The 14,591-nt window shown below is 44.9% G+C and carries 11 protein-coding genes; 8 read left to right on the top strand and 3 right to left on the bottom strand.

Going from position 1 to position 14,591, the window contains the following annotated elements:
* Positions 1-44: 44 nt before the first annotated feature.
* The 3 genes from hisG to ACKU40_RS15750 all read right to left on the bottom strand — a co-directional run bounded on the left by hisG (position 45) and on the right by ACKU40_RS15750 (position 1,894).
* Positions 45-920 carry an ATP phosphoribosyltransferase gene (gene hisG / locus ACKU40_RS15760; protein ID WP_320173742.1) on the bottom strand — a complete coding sequence of 292 codons (876 nt, stop codon included), beginning with the start codon at positions 918-920 and terminating at the stop codon, positions 45-47.
* On the bottom strand, positions 920-1,294 hold the full coding sequence (gene hisI, locus ACKU40_RS15755) for a phosphoribosyl-AMP cyclohydrolase (RefSeq protein ID WP_320173741.1): 375 nt from the start codon (positions 1,292-1,294) through the stop codon (positions 920-922). The genes hisG and hisI overlap by 1 nt, the downstream gene beginning before the upstream one ends.
* 159 nt (positions 1,295-1,453) lie before the next feature.
* On the bottom strand, positions 1,454-1,894 hold the full coding sequence (locus ACKU40_RS15750) for a Fur family transcriptional regulator (RefSeq protein ID WP_320173740.1): 441 nt from the start codon (positions 1,892-1,894) through the stop codon (positions 1,454-1,456).
* A gap of 224 nt (positions 1,895-2,118) precedes the next feature.
* On the opposite strand from ACKU40_RS15750, the gene ACKU40_RS15745 reads away from it, so the two are divergent.
* The 8 genes from ACKU40_RS15745 to ACKU40_RS15710 all read left to right on the top strand — a co-directional run bounded on the left by ACKU40_RS15745 (position 2,119) and on the right by ACKU40_RS15710 (position 14,591).
* On the top strand, positions 2,119-2,508 hold the full coding sequence (locus tag ACKU40_RS15745) for a hypothetical protein (RefSeq protein WP_320173739.1): 390 nt from the start codon (positions 2,119-2,121) through the stop codon (positions 2,506-2,508).
* A 160-nt stretch (positions 2,509-2,668) separates the two neighbouring features.
* Positions 2,669-4,027, top strand: a complete 1,359-nt coding sequence (nhaA, locus tag ACKU40_RS15740) for a Na+/H+ antiporter NhaA (protein WP_320173738.1) — start codon at positions 2,669-2,671, stop codon at positions 4,025-4,027.
* A gap of 17 nt (positions 4,028-4,044) precedes the next feature.
* Positions 4,045-6,717, top strand: coding sequence for a PAS domain S-box protein (locus ACKU40_RS15735; protein ID WP_320173737.1), 2,673 nt, complete (start codon positions 4,045-4,047; stop codon positions 6,715-6,717).
* A 14-nt stretch (positions 6,718-6,731) separates the two neighbouring features.
* Positions 6,732-7,790: an HD domain-containing phosphohydrolase gene (locus ACKU40_RS15730; RefSeq protein WP_320173736.1), complete on the top strand. Its 1,059-nt coding sequence runs from the start codon at positions 6,732-6,734 to the stop codon at positions 7,788-7,790.
* Positions 7,791-7,997: 207 nt separating this feature from the next.
* A complete protein-coding gene (locus tag ACKU40_RS15725; protein WP_320173735.1) occupies positions 7,998-8,597 on the top strand; it encodes a TetR/AcrR family transcriptional regulator in 600 nt (199 codons plus the stop codon).
* The gene (locus ACKU40_RS15720) at positions 8,587-9,603 is read left to right on the top strand and encodes an efflux RND transporter periplasmic adaptor subunit (protein WP_320173734.1); all 1,017 of its coding nucleotides are present in this window, start codon (positions 8,587-8,589) and stop codon (positions 9,601-9,603) included. The genes ACKU40_RS15725 and ACKU40_RS15720 overlap by 11 nt, the downstream gene beginning before the upstream one ends.
* A gap of 67 nt (positions 9,604-9,670) precedes the next feature.
* Positions 9,671-12,835, top strand: a complete 3,165-nt coding sequence (locus ACKU40_RS15715; protein ID WP_320173733.1) for an efflux RND transporter permease subunit — start codon at positions 9,671-9,673, stop codon at positions 12,833-12,835.
* 430 nt (positions 12,836-13,265) lie between these two features.
* On the top strand, positions 13,266-14,591 hold the full coding sequence (locus ACKU40_RS15710) for an amino acid permease (RefSeq protein WP_320173732.1): 1,326 nt from the start codon (positions 13,266-13,268) through the stop codon (positions 14,589-14,591).

Below are 14,591 nucleotides of genomic sequence, written 5' to 3'. Positions count from 1 at the left end.
TGCAAAGTCAGGGTGGTGTAATTTTCCACCACCCTGACTTTGCATTAAATAACTTTATTCAGCGGGTACTCGATGATACCTTCCGCACCCATATCGATGAGTTCGGGGATGAGTTCGCGAACAACAACTTCTTCGACCATGATTTCAACTGATACCCAATCGGGATCTGAAAGGTCGGATACAGTAGGGGAGTTAAGGCTCGGCATGACCTTCATGGCTTGCTCAAGTGAAGCCTTTGGCATGTTCATTTTCAGGCCGACCATTTTTTCAGCCCGCAGCGCGCCCTGGAGCAGCAGGTTGATGTTTTCGATCTTCTTGCGTTTCCAGGGATCATTCCATGCGTCTTTGTTGACGATAAAGACTGTGTTGGTGGACATGACTTCGTCAATTACACGCAGTCCGTGAGCCTTGATGGTAGTGCCTGTTTCAGTAACTTCCACAATGGCGTCGCAGAGACCTTCAACAACTTTTGCTTCAGTGGCACCCCAGGAGTAGAAAACATCTACATCGATGTTTTTGGATTCAAAATATTCCTTGGTGGCTCCGAGAAGTTCGGTGGCAATTTTTTTACCGGCAAGATCTTCGGGGGTTTTGTAAGGGGAGTCTCCGGCTACAGCCAGAATCCAACGGGCAGGGCGGTTGCTTACTTTTGAATAAACGAGGCTTGAAATTTCAAGAACGTCGGATTTGTTTTCAAGAACCCAGTCCCTTCCGGCAAGTCCGCAATCCAGAATTCCATCTTCAATGTAACGGGAAATTTCCTGCACACGGCACATGGATATATTCAGCTCTTCATCGTTTACGTCAGGGAAATAGTTTCTGTGGTGCAGGTTTATTTTCCAGCCGGACTTGGCAAAGAGTTTGATTGTTGAATCCTGCAGGGAACCTTTGGGCAGTCCGATTTTAAGTTGATTGGACATTATTTGTATACCTCCTTGGGGTCAAAAACCATGGGCGAACATTCTATTACTTCGCCATCCTTAAGTTCACGATAAAAACAGCTTCTGTATCCTTTATGACAGGCTGCGCCGCCGATCTGATCAACGAGCAAAATGAGTGTGTCCTCATCACAATCAATCTTGATGGATTTGATTTTTTGCACATGACCGGATGTTCCGCCTTTATGCCAGAGGGTGTTACGGCTTCTGCTCCAGTAATGGGCATCACCTGTTTCAAGCGTCTTATTCCATGCTTCTTCATTCATGTAAGCCATCATCAGGACTTCGCCTGTTTCAGCATCCTGTGCGATGGCCGGCACCAGACCGTTCATTTTTTCAAAGTCGGGCTTGATCATAAAATCCTCTGTTTAGCGGGGCCTTGCAGCCTCATGTAATTAGATGAAAAGGGATATTAATCCCGCCTATTGCCTTTTATTAAATTTTCCCTGTGAGCAAAAAAAAGCGCCGTCTGAGATCAGGCGGCGCTTTTAAGTGTGTGTAAGGAAATATTTGCGTTATTTCTCGCTTTTTCCCTGGCACTCCTTGCAGACGCCGAAAAGATACATCTCATGATGGGTAAGTTCAAAGCCATATTTTCTGGCGAGTTCTTCCTGTAGATGTTCGATTTCGTTATCCACTGCTTCGATTGTCTTACCGCAACGTTCGCACACAAGATGGTCATGATGCTCATGACCGTATTTATGCTCATAGCGGATCACTCCATCGTTGAAATCGACGGATTTGGCAATGCCGGAATCAGCAAGCAGTTTAAGGGTACGGTAAACAGTGGCCTGTCCGATTGAGGAGTCTTCTGTACGGACAAGGTTGTACAGTTCTTCTGAAGATATATGACCTTCCTCAGCAAGGAACACTTGCAGAATTGTCCTGCGCTGGGGGGTCATTTTAAGTCTCTGACGGGTCAGATATTCTGTAAATATATCCTGTGCTGATTTCATTAAACTGTATCCAAAAAATTTATGATTACCTTGAGAATACAGTTCACTTACATTGAATTGAAGAGCGATGTCAATTGATCATTGCCCATATTTATTCCTAGGAGTATGAATATCGCAAAAAAGTGACGAAATGATGTCTTGATTCAAAATTATTACAATTTTCAGGATATTTTCGTTTCACCCTTTGCGGGGATTGATAATATTCAACCTAGGAGTTTTGCAAAATGGAACTGGAAAAATTTATTTCTGAATGGACCGAAGATCCTGCCGGTGTGAAAGATGTTTTTGTTGAATTCAAGCAGATTCTGGAATCTCTCGATAACACTGAGATTGAATTTCATGCCCGTCCCGGAGTTACCTATTCCATGCGCGGAGTAAAGAAATGTCAGGATAAATGGCCTCTTTTCGCAATGGTGGATGTTATTGATGATGATCCCGCAAACCGCTGGCTTTCCGTTTGTTTTTTCGGTGATTGTATCAATGATCCCGATGAACTTGGTGATTTTGTCCCGGGTGGACTTCTTGGACAGGATGGTCATTGCTTTGATGCAGATGATGCTGAGCCGAAGGAATATATTGCTGCCAGAATCAGGGAAGCCCATTCAAATCAGTAAAACTTCTGATGATATAATTTAAAGCGGGTTTCAGTGTAACTGAAGCCCGCTTTTTCCATTTATAATCTTCTTTTAAGTAATTTCCATACTCATACATTCTTGTTATGGTATTGCTGGTTTTATTAACGATGCTTGTCTGAATAATATACAGGGAGTTCTCATGAGCAAAGCACAAGTTGTGAGCAGAGATAGTGAGGCAAGAATTGATAAAATGCTTCAGCCTTTTTATGAGTTCGTAAAGATTGAATCCTCTGGAGGATTGGTTCTGATTATGGCAACAATTGTTGCTTTGATCTGGGCGAACTCTCCTTGGGGGCATTTGTATGAAGCATTCAAAAATATGCCTCTTACTGTAGGGGCTGGAAAGTTTGTTCTATCCAAGCCGGCTATCCTCTGGATCAATGACGGCTTGATGGCTGTGTTCTTTTTTCTGGTAGGCCTTGAGATCAAACGCGAAATTCTGGTAGGTGAACTCAATTCCTTCAGGCAGGCTTCATTACCTATCTTTGCAGCTGTTGGCGGGATGATTGTTCCTGCACTGGTGTATGCATTTTTCAATATGGGAACTCCTTCTGCGGATGGCTGGGGAATTCCCATGGCTACGGATATCGCCTTTTCCTTGGGTGTTCTTTCCATGTTAGGGGACCGTGTTCCGTTGAGCCTTAAGGTCTTCCTTACCGCAGTAGCTATTGTCGATGATATCGGCGCAATACTTGTAATCGCAATTTTTTATTCTTCGGGCATATCACTTTGGATTATCGGTCTTGGTATGCTTTTTTTCATGTGTATGATTGTGCTGAACCGTATAGGAGTGCGTCATCCTCTTCCTTATCTGTTCTTCGGCTGCCTCATGTGGCTGGCTTTTCTCAAAAGCGGAGTACATGCAACTGTGGCCGGAGTTTTGGCTGCTATGACTATTCCTGCTTCTACAAGGATTTGCTGCACAGATTTTCTGGTGTCCATGCGCAACCACCTTATGGAATATGAAATTGGGGGTGACAAAAATAAAGTAACCCTTTCCAACAAGCAGATGCTTTCCGCTCTTGGAGATATGAACAGGGATGTACTTATGGCCAGCCCTCCGCTCAAGAGGATTGAACATAACCTTCACTATTGGGTCGCTTTCGGTATTATGCCGATCTTTGCCCTTGCCAATGCAGGCATTAAATTAACCGGTGAAGGAGGCGGTCTTGATGTCTTTCACCCGGTAAGCTTCGGTATATTCTTCGGCTTGATTGTAGGTAAGGTCATAGGAATATGCTTTGCCAGTTGGATAGCTGTTAAGAGCGGGATTGCCGAAATGCCGAAGACTCTTGTTCCCGGACATTTTGTCGGAGCGTCGTTGCTTGCAGGGATAGGTTTTACCATGTCCATTTTTATTACCACTCTTGCTTGGGATGCTTCGTCACCGTATATTGTTGATGCCAAGTTCAGTATTCTTGCGGCATCGGTGGTTGCCGGGACTCTGGGATATATTGTCTTGAGAAATTGTCCCGTTATTCTTGGTTGTAAAAAATAGGCTGATTGTTTTTACTTATGCGTGAAACAAAGATTGTTTTTTTTAAGTATGTAGCGGTGGTACTCGGCTTATTTCTGGCACTGGATATGTTTATTCATTACCAGCTTTATCAGCGGTACAGGAATGACCAGACATTGTCTGTCTACCATCAGACCGCTGCGGTACGTGCTCAGCTTGAAAAGGAGTTAAACAGCAATCTTTTATTGGTTCAGGGGTTGGCCGATTATGTTTCTTACCATCCTGAATTTCGCACAAGTGAACTGGAGAGTTATTGTCAGGGTATTTTTTTCCGATCAAGTTTGATCAAGAATATCGGCGTAGCTCCAGATTATATTGTTGAGTATGTTTATCCGCTTGATGGTAATGAAGCCGTGCTTGGTTTGGATTACAGGTTTGTACCGGAGCAGTGGGATAAGGTTAAAGAGGTTCACGATACAGGTAAAATGGTAGTCGTCGGCCCGTTGGATTTGGTTCAGGGTGGGCGAGGGTTGATAGGGCGTGCTCCAGTATTTGTCCGTTCCAATGAGTATTTCTGGGGAATTGTTTCAGCTGTTATAGATTTTGATGAGCTTTTAGCTAATGCCGGAATATCAGATATCCCGAATCTTTCTTTAGCTATTCGCAGTGTTAATGCTGATGGTGTGGACGGTGATGTTATTTACGGCGATCCAAAATTGTTCGATCCGGATAACAACCCTGTTACCATGCAGGTTATCCTTTCATCTGGTTCATGGATGATTGCTGCAGTACCAGATAAAGGGTGGGGCGTAATACCTCCTGGTTCAATTATCCTGCATGCAATTTTATTTCTGCTTGCCTTCAGTGTTTGTTTTACCATCTACAAGATTATTACCAAAAACGCTGAGGTTGAAAGGGTAAAAACAAATCTCAGTGAAGCTCAGTCTATTGCTCATCTTGGTAACTGGTCTGCGGATTTATTGACTGGAAAAATATGGTGGTCAAATGAGACATACCGGATTTTCGGTTTGGTTAAGGGGGAGTATGTTCCGTCAAAAAGTGGATTCTTCAACGGATTGGTTCATGAAAAAGATAGGAAGAAAGTCAGTGATATATATGCTGAATCCATGAGTAGCGGTGAACCATATTCTTTGGATCATAGAATAGTGCGACCTGACGGAGAAGTTAGGCATGTTTCATCGCGGGTCAGGTTTAGTTATGATGATAATGGTAACCCAGTGCGTGTATATGGAACAGTTCACGACATTACTGATCGTAAATTAATTGAAGGTGAACTTAGAGAGAGTAAAAACCGTTTTGACCATGTTACTGACAAATTAAGTAGTAAATTTGTTTTCTTTTCACATACCATTAATGGTGAATTTATTCGTTTGAGTGAGGGATTTATCCATCTTGGGTATGGTTCTCCTGAAGTCGGGCTTGGGCGAAGTTGGGCAGAACTTTTTGATTTTACGCCGGAGTCTATTGTAATAGCAGAAGAAAAGAACGCTCGGGTAATTTCCGGTGAGGTTGAATCAACTGAATATGAAGTTGAATTCACTACTCCTGATGGACAGTATAAGTGTGTTTCCGTCTACTCTTATCTTGCTTATGATTTTAAGCTTGAAACGAATGTTGTCGAAGGAGTTGTTCTTGATATTACCGACAGGAAGGCTTGGGAAGAAAGGTTGAAAATTCTGACCCGGGCGATTGAAAATGCTCCTGTTTCAGTAGTTATCACCGATATCAGAGGGTTGATTACTTATGTTAATCCATATTTTTGCAAGCAGACGGGATATTCAAAGAAAGAAGTTATAGGTGGAAATCCGAATATTTTAAGATCCGGCGAGCATGATGAGTCATTTTATCGGGAGATGTGGGAAACTCTAGTCCTTGGCCGGACATGGCGTGGAGAGATTGTTAACAAAAAGAAAGATGGCTCATTGTACTGGGAACTGGCTTCCATTTCACCTGTCTATAATGAAAAAGGTGAAGTTGTAAGTTACGTTGCGGTAAAAGATAATATTAATGATCAGAAGGATTTTGAGCGTCTCAAGGCCGATGTTGATTTGATCATGCGTCATGATTTGAAAACACCGCTGAACGGTATCATCGGTCTACCCGGATTGTTGCGAATGGATGATAACCTGACTGAGCAACAGCATGAATTGCTGAAGACTATTGAGAATTCCGGTAAGAAGATGCTCCATATGATTGATATGTCGTTGGACATGTTTAAAATGGAAACCGGAAAGTATGAATATTATCCCTTGAAGATTGATATCATCAGTGTAGCAAGGCAGGTTGTTGATAATTGCCGCTCGAATATTTCAGCGCAAAAAGTTGAAGTTGAATTAGTTGCTTCCGGAAAAGCTGATCTTGATGAAGCTGTTTTTGTCTGGGGTGAAGAGAGACTTATTTATTCATTACTTTCCGGTTTGTTAACTAACGCTATTGAGGCCTCGCCTTCCGGAGAAAAAATAGTTATTGAATTTAATCAGCACGGGAATACCCTTATTTCCATTAAGAATACCGGAGTTGTTCCCGAGCAGATCAGGGATAGATTTTTCCATAAATATGTGACCCAAGGCAAAGCTAACGGAACCGGGCTTGGGACATATTCGGCAAAACTTATGGCTGATGCCATGCATTATGATATTAAAATGCAAACCAATGATGAGCGAAACGAAACAGTGATAAGTTTCGATATCCCACAAGAAAGACCTGAATAATCGGGATGGTTTTCATGGAGTGCAGAAGAAAAATATTGGTAGTTGATGACGAGCCTCATAATATTATGTTGCTGGAAGGTATATTGACCAAGCTGGGACATGATGTTGTGGGAGCTGAGAATGCTGTGGTTGCTCTTGAAAAATTGGACCGCACCTATGATCTTGTGCTCAGTGACGTAATGATGCCGGTTATGAACGGCTTTGAATTTGTTGAAAAGATCAGGGATAATACTGAAACTCAGAATATACCGGTAATTATGGTCACAACTCTCTCGCAGAAAGGTGACCGTCTTAAGGCTGTTGAGGTAGGTGCCAACGATTTTATAACCAAGCCTATTGATATTGTTGAGCTTAGGGTCCGTACCGAGTCCATGTTGCGACAGAAAGCCCAGCAGGATGAAATCAAGTCTTTCGAGTCAGATCTGAATGAATTGGTGGAAAGCCGTACTCTTGAATTGCGGGAAGCTTTGTCCAAGCTTGATAAAGCACATGTTGAGACCATTCACCATCTTTGTGCTGCAGCTGAGTACAAGGATGAGGAAACTGCTAATCATTTGGTGAGGATGGCCGAATACAGCCGGATTCTTGCCGAGCAAAAAGGGCTGGATAAGGAAACTGTGCAATTGATTCATACCAGTAGCCCCATGCATGATATCGGCAAGATTGGTATACCTGACAATATCCTGCTTAAGGCCGGGAAGTTAACTGCTGAAGAATGGGAAGTGATGAAGAGTCATGCTGTTATCGGCGGTAATATCCTTTCTATGGGTAGTTCAGATTATATCAGCATGGGGGCGGTTATTGCCCTGAGCCACCATGAAAAATGGGATGGTTCCGGTTACCCTTCAGGATTCTCAGGGGAAGAGATTCCTCTGCCGGGGAGAATTTGCGCTATTGCGGACGTCTTTGATGCTTTGACCAGTAAACGTCCATATAAGGAGCCTTTTTCACTTGAGAAGTCGCTTGAAATTATGAAAGAGGGACGTGGTACTCATTTTGATCCTGAGCTGATTGATTTATTTTTTGAAAATATTGATGAGATACTCAATATTAAGGAAAGTTGTGCTGATTAGTTTTTAAAAGTTAAATTAGTAAGGACAATTTCACATGCCGGTCATTTGCATTTGCTAAAAAATGCATGGCCGGCTTTTTATTTTGTGTATAGCGAAGATGTCAGATTTTTTATGTAATATTTTGTGAACAGTGTTTACAAAGTTAACGCTGTTTGCTAGACGCAGTTTATGTCGAAAATAAGTAGAAGAGAAGAAGAGCACAAAAGGATGAAACAGAAAATCCTTGATGCAGCAAGGGAACTGTTCGTTAAGGATGGTTTTGATAATGTTTCCATGCGCAAGATTGCGGCTAAAATTGATTACAGTCCGGCTGCTCTTTATCGATATTTCAAGAACAAGGAAGAACTTCTTTTATCCCTCAAACAGGAAGGGATGGAGAAGTTCGGGCGGATGCAAATTCATTTGCCGGAAATCGAAGATCCTTTTCAGCGGTTGCGGGAGGGTGGGAGAATCTACCTTGATTTTGCCTGTGCTGAACCGGAATATTATGAGTTGCTTTTCAATAGAAGAGCGCCTTCTTTTGCTGATCATGAAAAATGGATTGGAAAACCGCACCGTAATTTTATGAATTTCAAGGAAACAGTCCGCCAATGCATTGAAACCGGTGTTCTTGGGGATGTCTCGGTTGATATAGCTGTGGCTTCATTATGGGCATCTGTCCATGGTCTGGCCTGTCTTGTTTCAACCGGAAGGCTGCAGAATAGCATGCCCGAAATTGATATGGGCACTGTTTTCGATCAGGTCCTCGATTTTATTACTATTCCGCAAAAAGAGCGGGCCAGACAGGGGTTGAAAAATGAGAATTAAAACAAAGTTGATTGGTAAGGCAGCTGTTTATCTGCTGTTCATGCAGATTGCTTTGATAAGTCATATGTTACCGGACGCATATGCTTCAAGTGCCGAAACTTTTAAAGCAGGACAGGCTTCAAGAATAGTCACCTTGATCGGCTTTACCAGACCGAGAGTGGCAATGACGCTGGTCAGCGAAGAGTCAGCTGTATGCATCAAGGTTTACTCTGATGTAGGAGACACCATCGGTGAGAGCGGGCGTTTTGCAGAACTGGACCCCACTTTCATTAAGCTGGAGATTGCCCAGTTGCAGGCTGATCTTAATCGTTTGAATTCTGATCTGACCTACTATGACAAAGAAGCCAAACGCTACATAAAGCTGGTTAAGAAAAATACCGCCGCCCAGTCTGAACTGGATCTGCATATCCGCAATTTCGAATCAGCGGAAGCCTTGTTGCGCTCTACCCAGCTTAAGCTGAATGTGAATCGCGAGCACCTGCGCCGTTACACCCTGCGTGGACCTGCAGGGTGGCGGGTTATCAAGCGTTACATCGAGCCTGGAGAATGGGTCAACAAAGGTGAGAAAGTCGCCGAACTCGGTAATTTTAAAACTTTGCTTGTTCCATATGCCTTAACCATCCCCGAACTCAAAAAAATCCGTAAATCAGATAATATCACCCTCAAATTGTCCGACCTCAATATTGAAGTTCCTGCCAAACTTGAACGCATTTCACCCGATTTTGATCCTGAAACCCGTAAGGTTGAAGTCGATTTTGAGATCAGCAAGGGCAGCTTTGAATTCCGTGGCGGTTTAAGGACCGAGCTGGACATTAAAATGCCTGATCCCGGTGGTGCGGTAGTAGTTCCCAAGTCCGCACTGCTCAAAGCGTATGATGATACTTTCATCGTTCGTCCTGATGGCGTGAGGGTAAAAGTGCTCGTGCTCGGCGATACTGAAGACGGAAAAGCTCGCGTATCTTCAAGGGCAGTAAAAGCAGGCGAAGAGTTTTTAACTAAACCATAAAATATCCCTTCGGGGACCCTGCCGGGGGCCTTAACCCCTTCCCCAGCCGCCGGAGGCATTACATATTATGAAAAATTTAATGCGTTTTACTCTTAAGCAGACTGTTTTCATCAATATTATTTTCATCCTGTTGATGATTGTTGGAGTCTTTAGCATGGCAGACCTGCCTGTTGAGCGTTATCCAAACGTTCATATGGGCAAGGTCGTCATCTCCGGTTTTCTGCCCGGTGCCTCTCCGTCTGATGTGGAAGCACTAGTGACCAAGAAGATTGAGGATGCGCTGGATGACCTTGAGAACGTGGAATATATCCGCTCCCGTTCATTTCGGGAACGTTCCAGCATAATGGTCAAATTTCATGATGATACTGACTACGCCAGAGGATACGATGAACTGCGCTTCCGGGTACTTTCCATCCAGAACGACCTGCCGCGTGAAATGGACCCGCCCACGTTTACGGAAATAAATGTCAGTGAATGGCTTCCGGTAATCAGGGTCTGTCTTGTTGGGGATCGCTCCAACCGAGCCTTGTCCATGATGGCTGACGAAATGAAAGTTAAGCTGCGCAAGATTCCGGGCGTGAATGAAGTAGAGGTTGAAGGGGAATATACCCGCGAATTTCATGTAAATCTTGATCCTCATAAACTGGTTCGTTTTAAGCTTACCTTTGATGATGTTGCCCGGTCTTTGGCCGATGCCAATATTTCCATTCCTGCCGGGGATTTTTCCGCTGCCGGTGGTGAGTATGTAATCGTTGTGGATGAGCGTTTCCGTACCCGCGAGGAAATTGCTGACACCATCGTGCGTATGGACGGTGACGGATCGTTCGTTACAGTGGGGGATGTGCTTAGTGATGCACGGGTTTCCTACCGTGATCCGCAGGTGATCACTTCGATTAACGGCCGTAGCGCAGTTACGCTCAAGGTGGTGAAATCCTTGGATGGTAATGCTGTGACTATTGCTGAGGAAGTTGAGAAAATCGCTGATTCATTCAAGGGTTCTCTGGAAAATGAAGGAGTGGAGCTTGTCCTGACCAGTGACCAGCGGCTGCACATTGAGGATGCCATCAATACTCTGGGCATGAACCTGTTGGTGGGGATTGTACTTGTCTTTGTGGTTATCTATCTGGTCATGGGTTTCAGGAATGCCATGTTGACAACTGTCGGCGTTCCTTTCGCCTTTCTGGTGACCATGATCATAATGAAACTGACCGGAAACTCACTGAACCAGATTACGCTTTTTTCCTTTGTTCTTGTCAGCGGAATCATCGTTGATGATGCAATTGTAGTGGTGGAGAATATCTTCCGGCATGTGCAGGAGGGTAAATCTCTTAAAGATGCGGTAGTAGACGGTACTTCCGAGGTTTTCCTGCCTGTTATTTCAGCCACAGCCACCACGGTAGCCGCTTTTCTGCCCATGTTGATCATGAGCGGATCTACCGGTGAATTTTTTGCGCAGGTACCAAAGGCGGTAACTTTTGCGCTTGTCGCTTCCTTGCTTGAGTGTCTGTTGATCCTGCCCCCGCACTTCCTTGATTGGCCCGGTGCCAAGGGGCTGATAAAGAACCGGGAAAAACATACCCGTGAACCGGCTTTTATGCGTCCTTTACGCAGATGGACTGATAAACTTCTTTCGGTTGTGGCCCGGTTCAGGTTTATTTCCTTGGCTGTTGTTTTCGGGGCTTTTGTCTCGGCTTTGTTCATTCTTGGCGTTTCTGTGTCAGGGAAACTTCCGCTGATTAAAATTAAATTTTTTCCGGATGATTACTCGCTTTACTATATTGAGTTGGAAGGTCCGGTGGCTACGCCCATTGAGGTCACTTCCGACAAGCTGAAACGTATTTCGGTATTTGTGCAAAAGATGGGTCCGGGTATGGCCAAGTCGGCAACTGCCTTTGCCGGGTTTTATCTGAATGAGGACTATGAAATGGTCCACGGATCCAACTTAGGTAATATTGTGGTGGAGCTTCCGGCCAAGGATAAGCAGGCATTTGTTGATGCTCCGGAAAATGACCCCGGTGCGCATTTGGAATTTATGCGTAAGGAGCTTGAAAAGTACGCCGAAGCGGGGTGGACATTCCGGATCCGTCCTGAAAAAGACGGGCCGCCCGCAGGCAAGGATATCAATATCAGGATTCTAGGAGCTGACCATGCATCAGTGAAGGGACTGACTGCGGTGATCATGAAATTTATCAAGGATAACGATAAGCTTGGTCCGCATCTGGTCAACCTCGGAACTGATGATGGAACGCCCAACCGTATTTTCCGCTTTAAACCCATAAATGAACGGGTGGCTGAATATGGACTGACCCCGAAACAGGTTGCCAGCCTTTCCGGTTCAGTGCTTGATGGGCGTTTTGTAGGTGAATTCAGGCTTTCAGATGAGGATGTTGACCTGCGTTTGAAGATTGACCCTCGATACCTGACGACTCCTGAAGATGCCCTTTCCGTGCCGGTGCTGGAGCATAATGAAAGTCCGGTGCGCATCGGTGATATCTGTGATGTGTCCATTTATATGGAACCGGGGCAGTTCAACCGTTTCATGAGCCAGCGCGCTGTGACCATCACCGCCAATATCAAGTCGGGATCACGGCTTTCATCCCCTGCGGCAGTTAATATGGTCAGCAAGTTCTATGACTCTGTGCGTACCGAGTATCCCGGAGCTACAGTGAACTTCTCAGGCGAATATGAGTCCACACGCAAGTCTTACACTTCGCTGGTTTACGCCTTCCTGACCGCCATCCTGATCATTTACCTGATTCTGGCTACTCAGTTTCAGTCTTACGCTCAACCTGTGATTATCCTGTCAGCTGTGGTCTTTTCACTCACTGGTGTAATTTTGGGAACTTTTTTTTCCCAGACCATTTTTACGGTGAACAGTTTTATCGCCACTGTGGGGGTAACCGGGGTTGTGGTCAACGACTCGCTGGTTTTGCTGGATTTTATGAACAAGCTCTATAAATCGGGCATGGACCGTAAGGTTGCCATGCGCGAGGGTGTACGCATCCGTTTGCGGCCTATCCTCTTAACAACGCTGACTACCACTCTGGGCCTGCTGCCCATGGCGGTTGGATTTCCATCCTACTCCCTTGTCTGGGGGGCCATGGCTTCAACGTTTGTTACCGGCCTTTGTACTGCAACCTTCCTGACCTTATTCATCATTCCCATTGAATGGGATTTGCTGATGGGATTTATGGAATGGCGCGAGAAGCGGAAAATGCAGCGTGCAAAGTAAGATTGATTAATCTGCCCCGGACTGAACTCAGTTCGGGGCTTTTTCTGTTTAATGATAATTTTTAAAAGTTGCTCGGAACTGCCTTGAATGCAAAGTTGAAGTGTTATTATGAATTACCCACATCGTAGCGGATTAAATAGTGTAATTTTGATATTTGAAGCATAAAAATTAATTTTTTTGCTAAAAACCACAAAAAAAATTCTGGACAGAACCACATTATCCGCGCAAGTAAATCTGTTTGTGTCTTGTGATCAGTAATAGTTTGCTGTTTTTATATGTATCTCCAGCAGGGATTGTGTGCAGCTGTTACTTATCGGCGTTTTATTGTGCGGAAGGTTGCCTTCCTGAAGTATGTTTTTCCAGATTGTAAGCTGCATTTTGGATCATGGGAAGGGCGTTTGGAAGAAGTATAAAGGGGTGATTGTTTAATATGGATAATTTACAGAAGAAATACGGTTTCTGGACTGCAACCGCTATGGTTGTGGGCATTGTAATCGGCTCAGGGGTTTTCTTTAAGGCCGATGATGTACTCAAGGCTGCGGGCGGTGACCTGCCTACTGCACTCATTGCATGGCTGATCGGTGGCTCCATCATGGTTGTTACCGCATATGTATTTTCAAAGATTGCGACCCGCATTGAGAAGGTCAACGGTCTGGTTGACTATTTTGAAGAAGCATACGGCGAAAAGGCCGGGTATATGGTCGGCTGGTTCATGACCTTTATTTATTACCCGACTCTGGTTGCGGTTCTTGCTTGGGTTTCCGCTAACTACAGCGTGGGCCTTATGGGCATGAAAGATATGCTCTGGCCTCTTTCTTTTGTCTATCTGACCGGATTTTTCCTGCTCAACTACTATTCTCCGGTTCTGGCTGGTAAGTGGCAGGTTTCCTCTACTGTAATCAAGCTCATTCCGCTTGGCCTTGTTGCTGTTGTCGGCGGTTTTGCCGGTCTTTCCAGCGGACAGACCATGCAGAACTTCATGCAGACTGCCAGTGAAATTTCCGGAAGCGGCGGCGGACTTGCCGTGGCTACCCTTTCCACTGCCTTTGCTTATGAGGGCTGGATCATCGCCACCGTAATTAATGCTGAGCTTAAAGACGCCAAAACTACCCTGCCCCGTGCACTGGTAGTCGGTACCATCGCGGTTATGACTATCTATATGCTCTATTATCTGGGTATTTCCGGCGTACTGACCAACGATCAGGTTCTTGCTGAAGGCGACGCCGCACCTGTACGCGTTATTGAAATGATCTTCGGCAACGTTGGCGGTACCCTGCTGACCGTGTTTGTTATCATTTCCTGCCTCGGTACCCTCAACGGACTGATTATGGGTTCCGCACGCGGCATGTTCTCCATTGCCTCCCGCGACCTCGGTCCCAAGGCATCTCTTTTCAAGCAGGTTAACCCCGTGACCAACAGCACCAGCTGGTCTGCAATCATTGGTTATTTCCTGTCCTGCTTCTGGCTGGTTGTATGGTACGGTAACTTCCACGGCTGGTGGGGCCAGTTCATGGATGTTTCCGAACTTCCCATCGCGTTCCTGTACGTGATCTACATCTCCATCTACATCTGGGTGATGAAGACCTTTACCGATCTCGATCCGATAAGCCGTTACCTCTGCCCGCTGCTGGCAGGATGCGGTTCAGTCTACATCATCTGGGGCGCCATCCAGAAGGATATGTTCATTCACTTCCTGATCCTTTTCCTGCTTATACAGGCAGCAGGGGCCATGTTAATGAACAGCTCCAAAAAATAA

This window comes from Maridesulfovibrio sp., from assembly GCF_963666665.1.
GTDB lineage: Bacteria > Desulfobacterota > Desulfovibrionia > Desulfovibrionales > Desulfovibrionaceae > Maridesulfovibrio.
Note: the sequence above shows the minus strand (reverse complement) of the source record. Positions and strands in the feature narration are given on the sequence as shown.

Coding starts and splice junctions, on each gene's coding strand:
- ACKU40_RS15725 (WP_320173735.1), top strand. CDS start 7,998: ATGAAACAGAAAATCCTTGATGCAGCAAGGGAACTGTTCGTTAAGGAT.
- hisI (WP_320173741.1), bottom strand. CDS start 1,294: ATGATCAAGCCCGACTTTGAAAAAATGAACGGTCTGGTGCCGGCCATC.
- ACKU40_RS15720 (WP_320173734.1), top strand. CDS start 8,587: ATGAGAATTAAAACAAAGTTGATTGGTAAGGCAGCTGTTTATCTGCTG.
- nhaA (WP_320173738.1), top strand. CDS start 2,669: ATGAGCAAAGCACAAGTTGTGAGCAGAGATAGTGAGGCAAGAATTGAT.
- ACKU40_RS15730 (WP_320173736.1), top strand. CDS start 6,732: ATGGAGTGCAGAAGAAAAATATTGGTAGTTGATGACGAGCCTCATAAT.
- ACKU40_RS15715 (WP_320173733.1), top strand. CDS start 9,671: ATGAAAAATTTAATGCGTTTTACTCTTAAGCAGACTGTTTTCATCAAT.
- ACKU40_RS15710 (WP_320173732.1), top strand. CDS start 13,266: ATGGATAATTTACAGAAGAAATACGGTTTCTGGACTGCAACCGCTATG.
- ACKU40_RS15745 (WP_320173739.1), top strand. CDS start 2,119: ATGGAACTGGAAAAATTTATTTCTGAATGGACCGAAGATCCTGCCGGT.
- hisG (WP_320173742.1), bottom strand. CDS start 920: ATGTCCAATCAACTTAAAATCGGACTGCCCAAAGGTTCCCTGCAGGAT.
- ACKU40_RS15750 (WP_320173740.1), bottom strand. CDS start 1,894: ATGAAATCAGCACAGGATATATTTACAGAATATCTGACCCGTCAGAGA.
- ACKU40_RS15735 (WP_320173737.1), top strand. CDS start 4,045: ATGCGTGAAACAAAGATTGTTTTTTTTAAGTATGTAGCGGTGGTACTC.